Genomic DNA, 17,194 nt, shown 5'->3' with positions numbered 1-17,194 from the left:
CCGGGACGCCCTCGCGGCGGACGGCGGGATGGAGACGACAGGGCCTGCGGCCCTGGGCGGTTCGAGTGACAGGCGGTGCGAAAGGAAGGGCACCCCCTAGGGGCCGGGACAGCCGGCTTGTGGCCCATCTGTCCCGGCCCGGGCGCCTCCGAAGAGCCCCGCCCCAGATCCCGGAGCGGTCTCCCCGGCACCTTCAGAGTGGCGGTGCGGGCTTGACATGACCTCGAGCCGGGGTGGAAGGGGCGGAGGCCGGCGTGCGGGTCAGCTGCCCAGGGAGCCGATGGCGGCGAGGATCTGCCGGTTCAGCGCCGTCCCGGCCCGGGTGTCGGGCTGCCCCGAGCGCCGCGTGTCCTGGAGCGCCAGCGCGACGAGGTGCCCCGTGGACAGCGGGAACGTGGCGAAGCGCCAGGTGTCGTCGGCGACGGGCGTGCCGTCGGACCGCTCCAGAAGGATCGTTTCCGCGTCGCCCGCCGCCCCCGGCCCCGTCGGCTCGTGCCCCGCCGGCCCGGGCCCCGCCTCCTTCCGGAACCCGAACTCCGTGAACGGGAACCGCAGCCCCTGCCCCAGCGCCTTGCTGTACGCCTCCTTCAGCGTCCACAGCGCCAGCAGCTGCCCGTTGCGCTCCTCGTCCGGCGTCGCCGCGAGCCGCAGCCGCTCCGGGCCCGTGCACATCAGGGTCTCCACGTCCCGCCCGCTCAGCCGCCGCTTCAGCGGCTCGGTGTCGACGCCGATGACACCGAGGGAGGTGATCCCGCACAGCAGCAGGTCGCCGGTGTGGCTGAGGCTCACGTCGATCTGGTCGTAACCGCGCAGATGCACGCGGCCGTTGAGGCCGTAGCTGAGCTCCAGCGAGTTCGGTTCGGTGCCGAGCGCCACCGCCGCGGTGTGCCGGATCAGCAGCCGGGTGGCCAGGAACCGGTCGCGCATCTGCTCGCCGGAGAGCTTGCTGTAGCGGGCCCAGTCCCGGCCGAGCAGGAACCGGCGTTCCTCCTCCGGCGGCAGCAGCGGGCGCCAGGCGGCGAACGAGGCGTGCACCAGCCCGACGCCCACGGTGTCCAGGTCGTGCAGGAGCCGGGCCCACGGCCCGGTGGGCCCGTCGACCCGGCTCGGCGGGGGCAGGGGCGGCCGGGGGCCGCCGTACGTCGTGGTGCTCATCCCGCGCACCCGGTTCCCGGCAGGTCCAGGCTGCGCGGCTGCCGCACCCGCTCCAGCACCTCGTCGCACAGCTGCCCCTCCACCGCGCGGGGCAACGCCGGCACGGAACGGCCCACCCGGCGCAGCAGCCGGTGCAGGGCGAGCGCAAGCCACGCCGGGTCGGTGAGGAAGGCGTCCGGACCCGCGCCCGCGTTCAGCCACACACCGACGCAGGCCGACGCGGCCAGCACCAGCGCGTACCGCTCGCTCAGCGGGAAGCTGTGCGTGTCCAGCAGGAACCCGCTGTCGGAGCCGCTGAGCCGCCCGGCCTCCCGGCGGATCTCGGCGGCCTCGGCGCACAGCCCCGCGACCAGCTCACGCACCAGACCGGCGTGGTCCTGCCCGGTGAGCGCGTCGGGCAGCCGCTCGGCGGCCTGGTCGAGGTAGTCGAGCAGACCGTCGCCACCGCCGAACCGGGCGAGCCGCTCGCCGTCCATCGCAGGCAGCGGCACCTCCAGGCGGAACAGGTCGGCGGGCGTCGGGGCCGCCGCGGGCGCGCCGGGCGCCAGCGCCGGGAGGTACGGGGCGATCACCGACTGGCAGATGGCGCTGCTGACGTGCCCGAACGTGATCGTGGACAGGTCCCGCAGATGCTTGCGGAAGACGGCGTTGTGGCCCTTCTCCGCGTGGAACGCGTCCCCCATCACCGCCGACAGGTCGTACAGCGCCTCGCCGACGATCTTCGGCACGATGTACTTCGTGACCGCCGTCAGCACGTCGCACTGGTCCGGCAGCAGGTGCACGGACCGGCTCGCCGTCAGCGACAGGCAGTCCGCGATCAGCAGGTCGGCGAAGGTGCCCGCGATCGCCGAACGCGCCGAGGCGTCCCCGGCCGGCCCGCCGAACTCCCGCTCCTGCGCGGCCCGTACGGCCGCCCGCAGCGCGGTGTCGGCGAGGCCGATGGTCATCGACGGGAACACGGCGTGCACGGCGGGGTAGGCGCGCAGGCTCAGCGCGACACCGTCGCCCCACGTGCCGACGAGGGACTCGCCGGGCAGCGGGCAGTTGACGAACTCCAGGCCCGCCGCCTGCACCCCGCGTACCCCGGTCGTACGGTGCCGGCCGAGCGCGCGCACGCTCGCGGGCGGCACCGTCGCCGGGTCGAACATCAGGATCGAGTAGTCGGTCTCGCCGTCGCCGGTCTTGACGAAGCCGATGATGAGCTCCGCCGTGTGCGCGTTGTTGATGGCGTTCTTGCGGCCGTTGAGCCGCAGCATGCCGTCGTCGCTCCAGGCGGCGGTGTACTCCTGGGCGTGGAACTCGCTCTCGTGCTCGAAGCGCTGGCAGGCCACCCCCACCGTGCCGCCGCGCAGGATGACCCCGGCCATCCGGCCGGCCTGGCGGGTGTCGCCGTTGAGCCAGACCATCTGGGCCCCGAGGAACGGGGTGAAGCCGTGGCTGAAGGCCAGCGCCGGGTCGCGCCGGAAGAAGGGCCGCATCACCAGGCCGAGCAGGTCGGCGCCGGCCATTCGGCCGCCGAGCGACTCGGGCACCAGTTCGGCGGGCATGCCGAGGCTCTGGAAGCGGCGGATGCCGACCGCGGAGGTCTGTCCCGTCCGGTCCGAGTCGAGGACCGCGTCGAACCCCATCGGGTTGTCGGGGTTCCACGGGTCGCCCAGGCCGTCCTCGATCTCGGCGATCCGTGAGCGCACCCGGGTCAGCCGGTCGGGCTGCCATTGTGTGTCGCGGCCGGTGACGGCGGCGATGATGTCGTCGTGTTCGTACATGGTCACCCCAGGGCGTGAAGAGGGGTCGCGAAGGACAGTCCCCGGCACGGTCCCCCTCCGGGCTGGAGAGGGCCTCGACCGGTAGTCGAGGGACAGTTTTTTGGCAGGTTTTTACGGGGGCTTCGGGGATTCACGGGGCCGTGAGGAACGCGCGGAGCGAGGAGGGGCGCGGCCGCCGCGTCACCCCGTCCACCAGCCAGCGCCGCAGCGCCCGCCCCGACGGGGTGGTCCCGGTTCCGGGCGGGAAGGCGCGGAACTCGCTGCGCTCCAGGGTGAGTTTCAGCAGGGCAAGGTCCTGCGGCGGGGTGAGCGGGTCGTCGAGGGCGTGGGCGACGCGGACCAGCCCGCTCAGCGAATACAACTCCTCCGGGCGCAGCGCCAGCCCGCCGAGCGCCTCGGGCAGTTCGCGGCGGGCGGCTCCGGTGATCCGTACGAGCGCGTCGAGGTCGTCGCCGGGCAGCGACAGCAGCAGCTCCGGTTCGTCGAAGAGGCGGGCCACGGGCGCGCCGACGAGCTGTACGACGCTGATCCGCTCGTCGCGCAGGGCGGCGCCGAGCGCGAGCCGCCCCCCGAAGTCGAAGCCGATGAGGCAGGTGCGCTCGGTCAGGGCGAGGTGCGCGTACCGGTCGACGACTCCTGAGACGAGCCGCTCGGACCGCCCGGCCCGGTGCGGCTCGGCGGGCGTCCGTACGCCGACGACGGCGTAGCCCCGCCGCACGAGCCGGCCCAACAGCGGCAGATGCTCCCGCGGGTCACCGAGCGCCCCCGCGACGACCACGACCAACGGCCGCGCCCGCCGCCCGTCCGTCCCCCCGCTCCACCACACCGGCTCCGCCCTGGTCATGGCGCCCATGCCACGACGCCGGAAGCCGTGCCGCTCATCCCGCACTCCTCCCGCCACGCCACGAGGGCCCACACCGACTCAGGGGGAAACGGCACGAGTCTGCGCGGCGGGCCTTGAGCGGCGCTGAAGGGTTGGGGCGTGTGGTCGGCCGCGGGTTCGGGGCCGTTCGCGCAGTTCCCCGCGCCTCTGGAGGGCTCGAGCGCGCTTCCAGTCGTACGTGAGCGGGGCGGCGGAGTTTGTGGGGACTTGCCGGGCGTACAGGGACGGAGGGTGGAGGGATGGGGCGCAGACGGGGCCCGTTGGTGCGTGGGGTGCTGGAGGTGTACCGGGCGCTGGTGGCGTACGGGGCGTGCTGGGTGGCGTTGCCGGACGATCAGATGAAGCTGATCCTCAGCGGTGAGCACGGTGGCCTCGGGGACCGGAGCGACGGATCCCGGCGTCCGTGCCGGGTGGCGGGGCCCCCGCCCGGTCACCCCGAGCGGCTGCGCGACGACATTCCCCTGACGGCCCTGGAGCTACGCCTGAGCCGGGAGCTGAACCTGCGCTGACGCGCAGGGCTCCTCACACCGTCAGCCGCGGCGCCCTCTCCCGAGCACCCGACGCCGCCGCCTCCGCGCCCGGCGCCGCGTGCACCGGCACCCGGACGACCAGGCGGAACACGCCCGGTTCGTCGGTCTCCTCGGCGCCGACCCGCAGGCCGCCCCCCACCGTCGCCACCCGGGCAGCGAGGTTGCCGAGGCCCGTGCCGCTGGACACCGTGCCGGCCGGGACCGCGCTCCCGGCCCCGACGCCGTCGTTGACGATCTCCAGCTCGACGAAGGACTCCTCGACGTCGAGGGCGGTGGTGATGGAACAGCTGCTGGGCTGGCTGTGACGCAGCACGTTGGTCACGCCCTCCCGCAGCACCGTCGCCAGGATCGTGTTGGCCGTGGAGGACAGCCCGGTGACGGACACGTCGATCCGGGCGTCGATGCCGGCCGCCTTGAGCACGGACCGCGCCGACTCCGCCTCCACCAGCAGCGACATGTCCCGGTAGCCGCGCGCCACTTCCCGTACGTCGGCGAGAGCCTGCCGCGAGATGGTCAGCACCTCGGCGACCTCCTCCCGCGCCCGCTGCGGATTGCTGTCGATCAGCCGCGAGATCAGCTCGTTCTTCAGGGTGATGGAGGAGAGGCTGTACCCGAGCAGGTCGTGCAGGTCGCGGGCGAACCGGAGCCGCTCCCTGGCCACCGCCATCCGCGCCAGCTCGTCACGGGACTCGTGGATCGCCGTGGCCAGTCCCGCGAGGCGGACCACCGCGAAGATGATGAGCCCGGTCAGCGCTGTCGAGACGCCCATGTAGGCGATGTTCACGAAGCCCAGTGACTGGACCGCCGAGACCACCACCACCGCGGCCACGGTCAGACCGAACGTCGTCCAGCCCGCGACCGACGGCAACAGCAGCAGTAACGACCCGGCGAGGAACCCCGCCATACCGCCCCAGTGCCACCCGAAGGCCACGAGCGGAGTGAACGTCAGCACTGCCTGCAGCACCAGACTCCACGGCAGCACCCGGCTGCGCAGGGCGGCCCGGTGCGGTGCGGAGTGGACGTACTGGAGCGCCGCGAGGACGGGAGGAACAGCCGCGCACGTCACCAACTCGACGCCCCCGGGGGCGGAGTCCAGGACGTTCACCAGCTGCATGAGCAGATAGCCGGAGAAGACCACGACGACCAGGACGGAAGCGATCCTCGGACTGGGGGCCGCGGAGCTGACGGCGGCCAGATCGGGCTCGGCCGGATTCGTGCGCTTGGGCGGAACTTTGCGTTCGGTTTCAGCCTTACGCGTCACCAGACCCCCAGGTCTCCTGGATTCCCCCGAACCGGCGTCCGAATCATAACGGAGGTGACCATCCTGTGGAGGGTGCATCGACGCCGCTCGTGACACATGCCCGCTTTACCGTCAAAGGTCCTTGTTAAGAGTCCGGTTGGATCGCGTATATGCCGAGCAGTGAAAATTTCACATCGGCAGACATGAGCCGATAACTGGCCTGGATCTGGCCGGATTGCGTTAACTCTGCGGCAGCACAGCGGCGCACCACGGCAGCACCGACCGCAAGGACAGTCCGCCCCGCGGTCAACGGCATCCCGCACGGTCCACGGCCCACGGCCGAGCACGCTGTTTCGCACGGTTCGCCAGGTTCACGGAGTGCCCGACGACGCGCATTCCGGACCGTCCGCTCGCTGTTCGCACGACTCTGTTCGCACCACTGACGACCTCCGGCGCCCCGCCCCGCGCCGGACGACACCCAGGGAGTGACCATGAACCAGTCCACGTTCACCGGCCGTCGGACCGCCGCGGTGCTCAACACCCCCGAGGACGAGCTGAAGTTCGCCGAGCTGATCGCCCAGGCCTACCTCGACCCGACGACCGCCGAACGCTACGCCACCGCCCCCGCGGCCGTCCTCGACGAGTTCGGTCTCGCGCTCGGCGACGACCACGCACCGGCCCTTCCCCGGCTCGCCGAAGACGGCGTCGTACGCGAGGACTTCACCGGTCTCGGCACCGCCGGGGTCTGCCTGCTGACCCTCTGCATCGCCGACGCCGAGGCCGGACCGGCCGTCGAACTGGTCGCCGCGGCCCACTGAACGTGCTGAACCACACGACCACACGACGACAGGGGGAGAAGCGATGCGAGTGGGGTTCAGAAGACATGTGCGCGCCGAGGTCGTCCCGGGGGAGGGCACGTACGTCGTGTCCGAGCGGGGCATCGTGGCCTTCGAGGACAACCCGGTCGCGGTGATCGCGCCGCTGCTGGACGGCACCAGGGATTTCAGGACCCTGGTCGCCGAGGCGGCACCCCGGTGCTCCGCGCTGGACGTGGCACTGGCGATCGGCCGGCTCAGCGAGGCGGACCTGCTCAGCAGCCGCCCCGAACCACAGGAAACCGCAGGGGAGTTGCCGCGAGGAGGCCGCACTCCGGCCCCGGTCGCCGGCGCGGCGGCCGCCTACTGGGAACTGGCCGGCGCCCCCGGCCCCCTGACCTCGCTCGTGGTGCGGGTGCGCGCCGTCGGCGGTGCCGACGCGCGGGCCGCCGCCCAGGCCTGCGCGGCCTCGGGCCTGACGGTGACCGACGACGACACGGCCGCCGCGCTGACCCTGGTCGTGTGCGACGACTACCTCGACCCCGCCCTGCGGGAGATCGACGACCAGGGGCGCGCCACGGGCCGCCCCTGGCTGCTGGCCAAGCCGCACGGCACCACCCCCTGGGTCGGTCCCGTCTTCCGGCCCGGCGAGTCGGCGTGCTGGGAGTGCCTGGCCCACCGGATGGCCGGCCACCGCTCCACCGAGGCCCATCTGCGCGCCCGCCTCGGCCGCCCGGTGCCCCTCCCGCCCGCCGAGACCCCAGCCAGCCTGATGCTCGGCCACCAACTCGCCGTCGCCGAGGGCATGAAGTGGCTGGCCGGACACCGCTACCCGGGCCAGGACGGCGTCCAGACCTTCGACACCATCGGCTTCAGCAGCCGGCTGCACGCGCTGCGGCCCCGCCCCCAGTGCCCGGCGTGCGGCGACCCCACGCTGATCGCCCGCCAGGTCACCCGCCCGCTGCCGCTGCGCTCACGCCCGAAGGCCGAACGCACCGGCAACGGCCACCGCGCGGTCACCGCCGAGCGGACCCTGCGTACCTACGAGCACCTGATCAGCCCCATCACCGGCGTGGTCAAGGCGGTCGAACGCGACACCCGCGGCCCCGCGGAGTTCAACTCCTTCCGGGCCGGCCACAACCACGCCCGCGGCGCGCGAGGCCTGACCGGACCGGCCTCCCGGCTGCGCAGCGAGAGCGGCGGCAAGGGCATGACCGAACTCGACGCCCGCGTCAGCGCGTTGTGCGAGTCCCTGGAACGCCACTCCGGCACCTACCAGGGCGACGAGCCCACCGTGCGGGCGAGTTGGCGCGAGGTCGCCGACGTCGCCGTGCACCCCGCCGCCTGCCAGCTCTACGACCCGCGCCAGAACGTCACCCCCTTCGACGAGACCGCCCCCGTCGACTGGACGCCCGTATGGTCCCTCACCCGGGGCGAACACCGCCTGCTGCCCACCGCGCTGCTCTACTACGACGCCCCGCGCACCCCCGGCCTGGGCTGTGTACGGGCGGACTCCAACGGCAACGCGGGCGGCAGCAGCGTCGAGGACGCCGTCGTGCAGGGCTTCCTGGAACTGGTCGAACGGGACGCGGTCGCCCTGTGGTGGTACAACCGCACCCGCCAGCCCGGCGTCGACCTCGACTCCTTCGACGAGCCCTGGATCGGCCGGATCCGCGCCGTGCACGCCGCGCTGGGCCGCGAGGTGTGGGCGCTCGACGTCACCTCCGACTTCGGCATCCCCGCCTTCGCCGCGCTCACCCGCCGCACCCAAGGGCCCACCGAGGACGTCCTGTTCGGCTTCGGTGCCCACTTCGACCCGTCCGTGGCGCTGTGCCGCGCGCTGGCCGAGATGAACCAGATGATGCCGGCCGTCGTCGAGGCGGGCCCCGACGGCACCGGCTACGGCTGCCCCGACGAGCGGCTCACCGACTGGTGGCGCACCGCCACCGTGGCGGGCCACCCCTACCTGCTGCCCGACCCGGCCGCACCCGCGCGCACCCGCGCCGACTTCCCGTACACGCCCCGCGCCGATCTCCTCGACGACGTGACCGCCGTCCGCTCGGCCGTCGAGGAACGCGGCATGGAACTCCTCGTCCTCGACCAGACCCGGCCCGACATCGGACTGCCGGTGGTCAAGACGATCGTCCCCGGGATGCGCCACTTCTGGGCCCGCTTCGCCCCCGGCCGCCTCTACGACATACCGGTGGCGCTCGGCCGGACGCCCGCGCCGACACCGTACGAAAGCCTCAATCCGGTGCCGATGTTCCTCTGACGTCCGGCGGTTGTTCAAATCCCGGGAAATACGGGCCGGGGCCTGTCGCGAACACCTCCTGCGGCGAATTCCGGCACGTACTGTGGATTCCGGCCAACTCCGTGCGGTGGCGCGGACGGCCGGAGGGGGTGGACGGGGCGTGATCAGGATCCTGATCGCCGAGGACATGCGCATGCTGAGACGTGCGCTCGTCGAGCTGATCTCCATGCAGCCCGACATCGAGGTCGTCGCGGAACTCGAGTCCGGCGGCGACATCGTGCAACGCACCGAGAGCGTACGGCCCGACGTGGCCGTCCTGGACATCGAGCTCCCCGTCCTGGACGGCCTGTCGGCGGCCCAGGAGATGCACACCCGGGGCCTCGACACCCGGGTGCTGATCCTCACCAGTCTGGGCCGGCCGAACCATCTGCGCCGGGCGCTCAACGCCAACGTGCGCGGGTTCATGCTGAAGGACGCCGGACCCGACCGGCTGGCCGAGGCCATCCGCGCGGTCGCCGCGGGCGAGCGGGTCTTCGACCCGCAGCTCACGCTCGCGGCCCTGGACCACGTCGAGTCCCCGCTGACGCCCCGCGAGGCCGATGTGCTGCGGCTGGCCGCGTCCGGCGACGACGTCGACGAGATCGCCGGGACCCTGCACCTGTCCGCGGGCACCGTGCGCAACTACCTCACGACCGTCGTCTACAAGCTGGGCGCCCGCAACCGCGTCGACGCGATCCGCATCGCCCGCTCCTCCGGCTGGCTGTGACGGCGGCGGGCCCGAAACCCGCACCTGAACCGGGTACGTGAATCCCTCACGTCCCGCCCGTGACGGATTCACCCGCGATCCGTTTCCCCCTCACTGTCGCCCGGGGCGCGGCGCGTGCGACGGTCGGTACGTCGGGGGCCGCCGGCAGCGACCGTCCAGGGAGGGACACCCATGAAGATCACCGCGCTGGGACCGTTCTCCGCCACGACCGACGGTGCCCCGATCGCACCGACGGCCGCCAAGCCCCGCCAGATCCTCGCCCTGCTCGCCGTCCACGCCGGGCAGGTCGTCCCCGTCGCCACCGTCATCGAGGAGGTCTGGGGCGCCGCCGCCTCCCCGAAGGCGCACATCACGGTGCAGACGTACGTCCTGCAACTGCGCACCGCCCTCGGCCGCGCGCTCGGCGCCCCGGCCGCCGCCCGCGAGGTCCTGGTCACCCGCCCCGGCGGCTACGCCCTCCTCACCGGCCCCGACGACGTCGACCTCCACGTCTACGACCGCCTGTGCGCCGACGCGCAGACCGCGCTGGAACAGGGCGACGACCCCGGCGCGGCCCGCCTGTTCCGCACCGCGCTCGCCCTGTGGAACGGCCCGGCCTTCGACGGGCTGCGCCCGGGCGCCGTACTCGGTCTGGAGGCGATGCGCCTGGAGCAGAGCCGCGCGGGAGTTCTGGAACGCTGCCTGGCCACGGAACTACGGCTGGGCGCCCATGAGCGCCTGCTGCCCGAACTCGCCCACCTCACCACCCACCACCCCCACGACGAGGCCCTCCACGCCCTCTTCATGACAGCCCTGGACCGCTCCGGCCACCCCGAGGGCGCCCTCGCCGTCTACGAATCCGTCCGCACCCGCCTCGACGAACACTTCGGCCTCCTCCCCTCCCCGGACCTGCGCCGCCTGGAACGCGAGGTCCGCGAGCGGGCGGCGACGGCCCCCGCTTGACCTCCTGGCCCGCGTAGCCGCGGGCAGTCGTGCCCACCTGGCCCCCGGCGCTGCCCCCTCTCCAGCGTCCCCCTAATGCGGCTCCACCAGGCGGCGGTCTGCTGAATGCGGAGGTCGTGCGCGGTGGGAGCGTGCGACCCCGGGCTGCGAGGGGGAAGGATGCGGGTGTTGTTCGCCGCGCGGCGCTCCCTGCCGCACCTGTTCACGATGGTGCCGACCGCTCTGGCGTGTGCGGCCGCCGGTCACGAGGTGCGGATCGCGGCTCCGGTGCGGGCGGGCGGTCCACCCCTGTACGGGGGACTGCCCGTCCTGCCGCCGGAGCCGGGCTGGCACCCGCACCTGGTGGTGCGTGCCGAGCACGGTGACGGACCCGGCCCCTGGACCGGCGGACCGGTCGTGCGCTGGACGCCCCTGGGGCACCGGGCGGCCGGCTCCGGGCCACTGTGCGTCGACCCCTGCCCACCTGATCTGCGCACCGCCGCGGAGTCCGGCGCGCTGACGGTACGTCACGAGGACGTACCCGCCGTCCGGATGCCCCGCTGGCTGGAGCGGCCGCCCGGCCGGCTGCGGGTCTGCCTGCGGCCGGGCCCCGAGAGCGGCACCGGCCCCTGGCCCGTGGACCGGGTACGCCGGATCGCCCGCGCGGTGCTCGGTCTCGACGCCGAGCTGGTCGCCGTGGTCGCCCCCGCGATGCGTCACGCCTACCAGGACGCCTTCGACCGCAGCGTGCGGTTCGCGGGACCACGACTCCTGGGACCGGTCCTCGCCACCTGCGCCGGCGTCGTCCACGAAGGCGGCCCGGACGTCACCCTGACGGCCGCCGCCCACGGCGTCCCGCAACTGGTGATCGCCGACACCCGCCCGGCCGGCGACCGCCTGGGCCGTATCGGCGCGGGCCGCCGCCTCGTCGCGGCGGACACCGACGACGCGCGGGACCTCGCCGACGCCCTCCGGCTGCGCCGACGACTGGCCGAACTGCTCTACGGCGGCCGGGCCCTCGCCGCCGCCGAACGACTCCGGACCCATCTGGCGGCCCAGCCACCACCGCACCGACTCGTCCAGGCGCTGGAGGAGTTCACCACGGCACACCACCCACAGGAACAGGAAAGCGAGCGGGGCGTATGAGCGTCTACGAGGTGGACAGACCGACGAGCCAGGCACCGGTCGGTGAATCCACCACCCACCTAAGGGAGTTGACCGTCGAGCTCGCCGCCCGGCGGGACCTCGCCGCCGCCGGCCCCGGCGAAGCGGCCACCGACGCCCAGCACCGGCGCGGCAAACTCACCGTCCGCGAACGCCTCCAACTCCTCTTCGACGAGGGCACCTTCACCGAGATCGAGACCCTGCGCAGACACCGGGCCACCGGCTTCGGCCTCGAGGACCGACGCCCGTACACCGACGGCGTGGTGACCGGCTGGGGCCTGGTCGACGGCCGTCGGGTCTTCGCGTACGCCCATGACTTCCGCATCTTCGGCGGCGCGCTCGGCGAGGCCCACGCCCAGAAGATCCACAAGCTGATGGACCTCGCGGAGGCGGCCGGCGCGCCCCTGGTGTCGCTCAACGACGGCGCCGGCGCCCGCATCCAGGAGGGCATCTCCGCGCTCGCCGGATACGGCGGCATCTTCCAGCGCAACGTGCGCTCCTCCGGCGTGATCCCGCAGATCAGCGTCATGCTCGGCCCGTGCGCGGGCGGCGCCGCCTACTCGCCCTCGCTCACCGACTTCGTGTTCATGGTGCGCTCCACCTCCCAGATGTTCGTGACCGGCCCCGACGTGGTGCGCGCGGTCACGGGGGAGCAGGTCACCCACGAGGAACTGGGCGGCGCCGAGGTGCACGCGGCCCGTACCGGGGTCGCCGCCTTCGTCCACGACGACGAGGAGACCTGCCTGGCCGAGGTGCGCTACCTGCTGTCGCTGCTGCCCGCCAACAACCGCGAGATGGCGCCCGAACTGGAACCCGAGGACCCCGTCGACCGGCGCTGCGAGGCCCTGCTCGACCTGGTGCCCGCCGAGGCCCGGCGCAGCTACGACGTCCGCCCGGTCATCGCCGAGATCGTCGACGACGGCGACTTCACGGAGGTGCACGAGCTGTGGGCGCCGAACGTGGTGTGCGCGCTGGCCCGCCTCGGCGGCCAGAGCGTCGGCATCGTCGCCAACCAGCCGTCCGTGTACGCCGGGGTCCTCGACATCGAGGCCTCCCAGAAGGCGGCCCGCTTCGTGCAGTTCTGCGACGCCTTCAACATCCCGCTGGTCACCCTCGTCGACGTACCCGGGTTCCTGCCGGGCGTCGACCAGGAGCACGGCGGCATCATCCGGCACGGCGCCAAGCTGCTGTACGCGTACTGCGACGCGACCGTGCCCCGGATCCAGGTGATCCTGCGCAAGGCGTACGGCGGCGCGTACATCGTCATGGACTCCCGCTCCATCGGCTGCGACCTGTCCTTCGCCTGGCCGAGCAACGAGATCGCCGTCATGGGCGCCGAGGGCGCCGCCAACGTGGTCTTCCGCAAGCAGATCGCCGCCTCCGACGACCCGGAGGCGACCCGGGCGCGGCTCATCGAGGAGTACCGCGCCGAACTCATGCACCCCTACTACGCCGCCGAACGCGGACTCGTGGACGACGTCATCGACCCCGCCGACACCCGCAAGGTGCTCATCGACGCGCTGGCCATGCTGCGCGCCAAGCACCGAGGGGGCCCGGCCCGAAAGCATGGGAACCAGCCACAATGACCTCACCGAAGAAGACCCCCGCCGCCCTCGCCCCCTTCCCCGTCCCCCCGTGCGTCGCCGACACCGACGCCCGTGCCGTGGAGCAGCCGCCGAAGCCGCTGCTGGTCTTCAGCGGCGATCCGACCCCGGACGAGATCGCGGCGGTCACCGCGGCCATCCTGGCGGTGCTGCCCCGCCGCACCCCGCCGCCCCCGTCCCCGACCACGCTCGCGCGGCAGCGCGCCCGCCGGGCCCGCTGGACACCCGTGAACCCGCCCGCGGGGTCCTGGCAGCGGGCGAGCTGAGGCAAGCGGACGACCGGCCCGCCGTCGTCACGCGCGGCGGGCCTCGGCGTACTCCTTGGCGTACCGCAGGGTCGTCGTGCTGTTCGTCCCGAGCGCGTGCCGCACCAGCGTGCGCGCCTCGGCCGGGCTCGCCCCCTCGCCCAGCACCTGCCGTACGCCGGCCGGGTCCAGGGTCACGGTGTGCCAGGAGGTGGCGGTGACCTTGTCACCCAGCTCCTCCACCGTCCACCGGCCGGTGTGGCCCGCCAGGAGCGGGGGCATCGTGAGCCGCTTGTACACCAGCAGACCGCGGTCGGGGAAGCTGACCCGCGCCGAACGACTGTGCTGCACCGAGCCGTCGGGGCTCCTGGTGTCCAGGTCGAGCACCTGGACACCGCCGCGTTCCCCGGTGCAGCGGGCCGCGACGACGTGCGGCAGCCGCTCGGGCCAGGCGTCGGCGCGGTCGAGGAACCCGTACACGTCCTCGGCGGAGCCGCTGATCTCCTCGCTGTCGCCGAAGGAGAACGTCAGCTCCGGCCACTGCTCGGCGATCTCGGCCGAGCCCCGTAACGCGGCCAGCTCGGCCTCGCTGTCGTGGTCCAGGACAGCGGCCGCCCGCTCGGCCGCCCCCGGTGCGTCGTCGGCCACGCTGTAGTGGTGCAGCAGCACCACGTGGGCCCCGCCGCGGTCGGGCTCCACGCTCCACTGGCCGCCCAGGCTCGCCAGCGGGGGCGAGGAGCCGACCAGCCGGAAGCGGATCGTGCCGGCGGCCCGGTCCAGGACCCGCCGTGAGGACCAGGAGCGGGCCTCACCGTTGACGTACGCCCACACCCGCAGCAGCTGTTCGCCGTCCGCCTCCTTGGCGGCGTCGGTGGCCTCGGCGTGCACGGTCGAGCCGAACACCTGCGGCCAGCCGGTGACATCGGCCACCAGGGAGAAGACGCGCTCCGGCGGGGCGCTGGTGAGGACTTCGTGACGCGTGTGACGGACCGTTGGCACGCGGTGGCTCCTTCCGGTAGGGGACGGCGAGGGATACGGATGTCAGGTCGTGCTCAGCCCACCGCAGACGTTGATCGCCTGTGCCGTGACGGACGCGGCGGTGTCCGAGGCCAGGTATCCGACCATGCCCGCGACCTCCTCCGCCGTGGCGTAGCGGCCGAGCGGGATCCGCGCCTCGAACCGCTGGAGCACCTCCTCCTCGGTGATGCCCCAGTGCTCGGCGTGACTGCGCCGCACCCGGCCCGCCATGGGCGTCTCGACGTACCCGGGGCAGACCGCGTTCACGGTGATCCCGGAGCGGGCCTGGGCCAGTTCCAGGCCGAGGGCGCGGGTGAAGCCGACGACACCGTGCTTCGACGCCGCGTACGGCGCGGCCAGCGCCACGCCCTGCCGCCCGCCGGTCGACGCGATGCTGATGACGCGCCCGGCGCCGCGCTCCAGCATGCCCCCGGTGGTCAGCACCTCACGGGTGACGCGGAAGACGGCGTTGAGGTTGGTCTCGACGACGTCCTCCCAGATCACGTCGGGCAGTTCGGCGGTGACCCCGCCCCCGACGCGGCCCGCGTTGTTCACCAGGACGTGCAGCGGCCCGAAGGCGTCCACGGCGGCCCGCACCAGGTCCTTCACGTCCTGCTTGGACGTCACGTCGGCCCGCACCCCGGACGCTTCGTGACCGGCGGCGCGCAGCTTCTCCACGACCGTGTCCACGTCGTCCCAGGTACGGGCGCACAGGAAGACCGCGTGTCCCTGCTCGGCCAGCAGTTCGGCGCAGGCCAGACCGATTCCGCTGGTGCTTCCGGTGATCAGGGCCGCGCGGCGCCGGCTGGTGTCCATGACGGTTCCTCTCCAGGGGAGGTGGTGGGTGGGTCGGTGACGGGGTCGGCGGAGGCGTCGGCGGTGGGACGGAGGTGCCGTGCCGCCTCGGCCAGGCGCGCACGGTCCCGCTCGGCGCCCGCCCGTACCGAGGAGAGCGGTACGACCGTGCCGCCGCCCCGGGTGACGGCCGGGTGCCGGCGGGCGACGGCTGACAGCCCCTGCCCCGGTCCGGCCTCCACCAGCAGGAAGGGGCCCGGGCCGGCCGGTCCCTGAGGGCCGAGGAGATGACTCAGGGCGGCGCCGAAGTGGACGGGCCGGGACGGCTGCATCGCCCAGAACCGGGGGTCGCTCAGCAGCGGCTCGCGCAGCGCCCGTCCGGTGTACCCGGACACCACCGTCACCTGCGGCGCGCGGTAGGAGATCCGCTGGTACGCGGGCACGGTCGCCGCGCACGCGGCCGCCACGGACGGGCTGTGGAACCCGGCGGTCGCCCGGGCGGGCATCCAGGTGATCCCCGCCCCGGTGAGCCGGCCGGTGACCTCGCCGAGCTCGGGCTCGGGCCCCGCCAGCATGATCTGGTCAGGCGCGTTGACGGCGCCCACGACGACCTGCGGGGTGATCCAGCGGGCCAGCTGTGCCGCGTTCGCGGCCACCGCGACCATGCCTCCGCGCGGGGCCGTGGCCAGGGAGCGCACCCGCTCGCCCAGGACGTCCACCGCGTCGCCCAGGCTCATGATCCCGGCGAGCACGGCGGCCGCGTACTCCCCGGCGCTGTGCCCGAGGTACGCGACGGGCCGCACGCCCCACGAGGTGAGCAGCGTGCCGAGCGCCACATCGAGCCCGAAGACCAGCGGCTGTGCCCGGCGTACGTCGTCCAGGGGCACCACGGGCGCGTCGGACAGCCAGTCGTCCCTGACCCGCGCGCCCTCCGCGCCGAGCCCGTCGAACACCTCGTCCAGCACCCGCGTGAACACCGGCTCGTGTCCGTACAGCCCGCGCAGCATGCCCGGGTACTGGGAGCCCTGCCCCGGCAGCAGCACCACGACGGGCGGGTGCGCGGGGACACCGGATGCGGTCGTCACGGCGGTCACGGGTTCCTCCCACGTCGGTTCGGCGGCCGCGGGTGAGATGCGGCCCGTAGTGGGAAGGAGAGTCACGGTGTCGGATAGCGCTGGGGTGGAGAAGCTCTGAAGAACGTCATCGGGGACTTGAGTCAGCGGGGGCCCCGGAGGCGTATACCTCTGCGCAAGCGCTCTTGGCGTGCGGGTATGCCACGGTCACCTCGGCGGCCGTGTCCGGACTGGTACTGAGGCGTCGCTGACCGTATTGGTCCGGCCGTGGCAGAATCAAACGGCCGGAAGGGGGCGCGGCCCGACGGGAGGGAGTAGCGATGCCTGCGAGCATCCTCGGAGAGGTCGACCACCTCTTCGACGCGGCGATGACACGGAGCAGGACGACCCGCCTCGGCTGCCCTTCCTGTGGTTCCGCGCATGTGGCCCAGGTCCTCGGGGACAACGGCGGAATCTCCTACGTGTGCACGGCCTGCGGCCACAGCTGGAGCTGAGCGATGGGTGCACACAGGCGGAAGTGCGATTGGTGCGGCAGCGGTACGCCGATCGTCCGTGACATGGAGCCGGTCAACCCCGACTACCAGTACTGGTGCGAGGAATGCGCACGGGCGCTGATCATAAAGGGCGACCCGATCGAGACGTACCGGGAGCTGGAGGGCGAGCCGATCTACGGCCGCCTCCTCGAAGAGCACTGCACGCTCAAGCGGTTCTACTCGTTCGTCACGGCATAACTGGCATTTCCGAGCAATTCGGACAGAACGAAATCGATTTGGTGCTGCACGCGATGGACCGGTAATGTTGGCGTCGCCGCCAGGGAAACCGGGCGGACCAAAGCACGGGGCTATAGCTCAGTTGGTAGAGCGCCTGCATGGCATGCAGGAGGTCAGGAGTTCAATTCTCCTTAGCTCCACAGCAGATCCCGCCGGATCGGATTCGATCCGGCGGGATCTTTTTGTTTTCCCCCGACGG

Annotated in this window: 17 protein-coding genes and 1 tRNA gene; 11 read left to right on the top strand and 7 right to left on the bottom strand. The window is 73.0% G+C overall.

What is annotated here, in order from left to right; all coding sequences use genetic code 11:
- Positions 1 to 261: 261 nt before the first annotated feature.
- The 3 genes from ACGFNV_RS42540 to ACGFNV_RS42530 all read right to left on the bottom strand — a co-directional run bounded on the left by ACGFNV_RS42540 (position 262) and on the right by ACGFNV_RS42530 (position 3,765).
- On the bottom strand, positions 262 to 1,155 hold the full coding sequence (locus ACGFNV_RS42540; protein WP_393630548.1) for a 4'-phosphopantetheinyl transferase family protein: 894 nt from the start codon (positions 1,153 to 1,155) through the stop codon (positions 262 to 264).
- The gene (locus ACGFNV_RS42535) at positions 1,152 to 2,921 is read right to left on the bottom strand and encodes an acyl-CoA dehydrogenase (RefSeq protein ID WP_133926326.1); all 1,770 of its coding nucleotides are present in this window, start codon (positions 2,919 to 2,921) and stop codon (positions 1,152 to 1,154) included. Before ACGFNV_RS42535 ends, ACGFNV_RS42540 begins: the two co-directional genes overlap by 4 nt.
- A gap of 130 nt (positions 2,922 to 3,051) precedes the next feature.
- Positions 3,052 to 3,765: an alpha/beta fold hydrolase gene (locus ACGFNV_RS42530; RefSeq protein WP_393630545.1), complete on the bottom strand. Its 714-nt coding sequence runs from the start codon at positions 3,763 to 3,765 to the stop codon at positions 3,052 to 3,054.
- Positions 3,766 to 4,043: 278 nt separating this feature from the next.
- Here ACGFNV_RS42530 and ACGFNV_RS42525 point away from each other — a divergent pair, with 278 nt between their 5' ends.
- Positions 4,044 to 4,313: a DUF6059 family protein gene (locus tag ACGFNV_RS42525; protein ID WP_393630544.1), complete on the top strand. Its 270-nt coding sequence runs from the start codon at positions 4,044 to 4,046 to the stop codon at positions 4,311 to 4,313.
- 13 nt (positions 4,314 to 4,326) lie between these two features.
- On the opposite strand, the gene ACGFNV_RS42520 is transcribed toward ACGFNV_RS42525, so the two are convergent.
- Complete coding sequence (locus tag ACGFNV_RS42520) at positions 4,327 to 5,595, bottom strand: sensor histidine kinase (RefSeq protein ID WP_393630542.1); 1,269 nt, start codon at positions 5,593 to 5,595, stop codon at positions 4,327 to 4,329.
- A gap of 470 nt (positions 5,596 to 6,065) precedes the next feature.
- Between ACGFNV_RS42520 and ACGFNV_RS42515 the strand changes: the two genes are divergently transcribed.
- The 7 genes from ACGFNV_RS42515 (at position 6,066) to ACGFNV_RS42485 (ending at position 13,361) form a co-directional block, all read left to right on the top strand.
- Complete coding sequence (locus ACGFNV_RS42515; protein WP_393630540.1) at positions 6,066 to 6,392, top strand: hypothetical protein; 327 nt, start codon at positions 6,066 to 6,068, stop codon at positions 6,390 to 6,392.
- Positions 6,393 to 6,435: 43 nt separating this feature from the next.
- Positions 6,436 to 8,661 (top strand): TOMM precursor leader peptide-binding protein, encoded by a 2,226-nt coding sequence (locus ACGFNV_RS42510; protein ID WP_393630539.1) that lies wholly within the window; start codon positions 6,436 to 6,438, stop codon positions 8,659 to 8,661.
- Positions 8,662 to 8,800: 139 nt separating this feature from the next.
- Entirely contained in the window at positions 8,801 to 9,406 is a 606-nt protein-coding gene (locus tag ACGFNV_RS42505) for a response regulator transcription factor (protein ID WP_133926332.1), read from the top strand.
- 171 nt (positions 9,407 to 9,577) lie between these two features.
- On the top strand, positions 9,578 to 10,348 hold the full coding sequence (locus ACGFNV_RS42500; protein ID WP_393630538.1) for a BTAD domain-containing putative transcriptional regulator: 771 nt from the start codon (positions 9,578 to 9,580) through the stop codon (positions 10,346 to 10,348).
- 159 nt (positions 10,349 to 10,507) lie between these two features.
- The gene (locus tag ACGFNV_RS42495) at positions 10,508 to 11,473 is read left to right on the top strand and encodes a nucleotide disphospho-sugar-binding domain-containing protein (RefSeq protein ID WP_393630537.1); all 966 of its coding nucleotides are present in this window, start codon (positions 10,508 to 10,510) and stop codon (positions 11,471 to 11,473) included.
- Positions 11,470 to 13,077: an acyl-CoA carboxylase subunit beta gene (locus ACGFNV_RS42490; RefSeq protein WP_393630535.1), complete on the top strand. Its 1,608-nt coding sequence runs from the start codon at positions 11,470 to 11,472 to the stop codon at positions 13,075 to 13,077. Before ACGFNV_RS42495 ends, ACGFNV_RS42490 begins: the two co-directional genes overlap by 4 nt.
- Complete coding sequence (locus ACGFNV_RS42485; RefSeq protein WP_393630533.1) at positions 13,074 to 13,361, top strand: acyl-CoA carboxylase epsilon subunit; 288 nt, start codon at positions 13,074 to 13,076, stop codon at positions 13,359 to 13,361. The genes ACGFNV_RS42490 and ACGFNV_RS42485 overlap by 4 nt, the downstream gene beginning before the upstream one ends.
- A 27-nt stretch (positions 13,362 to 13,388) precedes the next feature.
- On the opposite strand, the gene ACGFNV_RS42480 is transcribed toward ACGFNV_RS42485, so the two are convergent.
- From ACGFNV_RS42480 to ACGFNV_RS42470, 3 genes are read right to left on the bottom strand one after another with little or no spacing between them, the layout of a single operon-like run.
- The gene (locus ACGFNV_RS42480; protein WP_393630531.1) at positions 13,389 to 14,339 is read right to left on the bottom strand and encodes an aromatase/cyclase; all 951 of its coding nucleotides are present in this window, start codon (positions 14,337 to 14,339) and stop codon (positions 13,389 to 13,391) included.
- 42 nt (positions 14,340 to 14,381) lie between these two features.
- The gene (locus ACGFNV_RS42475) at positions 14,382 to 15,173 is read right to left on the bottom strand and encodes an SDR family NAD(P)-dependent oxidoreductase (RefSeq protein WP_393630529.1); all 792 of its coding nucleotides are present in this window, start codon (positions 15,171 to 15,173) and stop codon (positions 14,382 to 14,384) included.
- Positions 15,143 to 16,246, bottom strand: coding sequence for an acyltransferase domain-containing protein (locus ACGFNV_RS42470; RefSeq protein WP_393630527.1), 1,104 nt, complete (start codon positions 16,244 to 16,246; stop codon positions 15,143 to 15,145). Before ACGFNV_RS42470 ends, ACGFNV_RS42475 begins: the two co-directional genes overlap by 31 nt.
- Positions 16,247 to 16,545: 299 nt before the next feature.
- Between ACGFNV_RS42470 and ACGFNV_RS42465 the strand changes: the two genes are divergently transcribed.
- The 3 genes from ACGFNV_RS42465 (at position 16,546) to ACGFNV_RS42455 (ending at position 17,135) form a co-directional block, all read left to right on the top strand.
- A complete protein-coding gene (locus ACGFNV_RS42465) occupies positions 16,546 to 16,719 on the top strand; it encodes a hypothetical protein (protein WP_133926340.1) in 174 nt (57 codons plus the stop codon).
- 3 nt (positions 16,720 to 16,722) lie between these two features.
- Complete coding sequence (locus tag ACGFNV_RS42460) at positions 16,723 to 16,956, top strand: hypothetical protein (RefSeq protein WP_003976229.1); 234 nt, start codon at positions 16,723 to 16,725, stop codon at positions 16,954 to 16,956.
- 106 nt (positions 16,957 to 17,062) lie between these two features.
- Positions 17,063 to 17,135, top strand: a tRNA-Ala gene (locus ACGFNV_RS42455).
- The last annotated feature ends 59 nt before the right edge of the window (positions 17,136 to 17,194 follow it).

The sequence above is a fragment of the Streptomyces sp. NPDC048751 genome (genome assembly GCF_043198595.1).
Lineage (GTDB): Bacteria > Actinomycetota > Actinomycetes > Streptomycetales > Streptomycetaceae > Streptomyces.
This window is presented reverse-complemented; position numbering and strand designations above follow the sequence as displayed.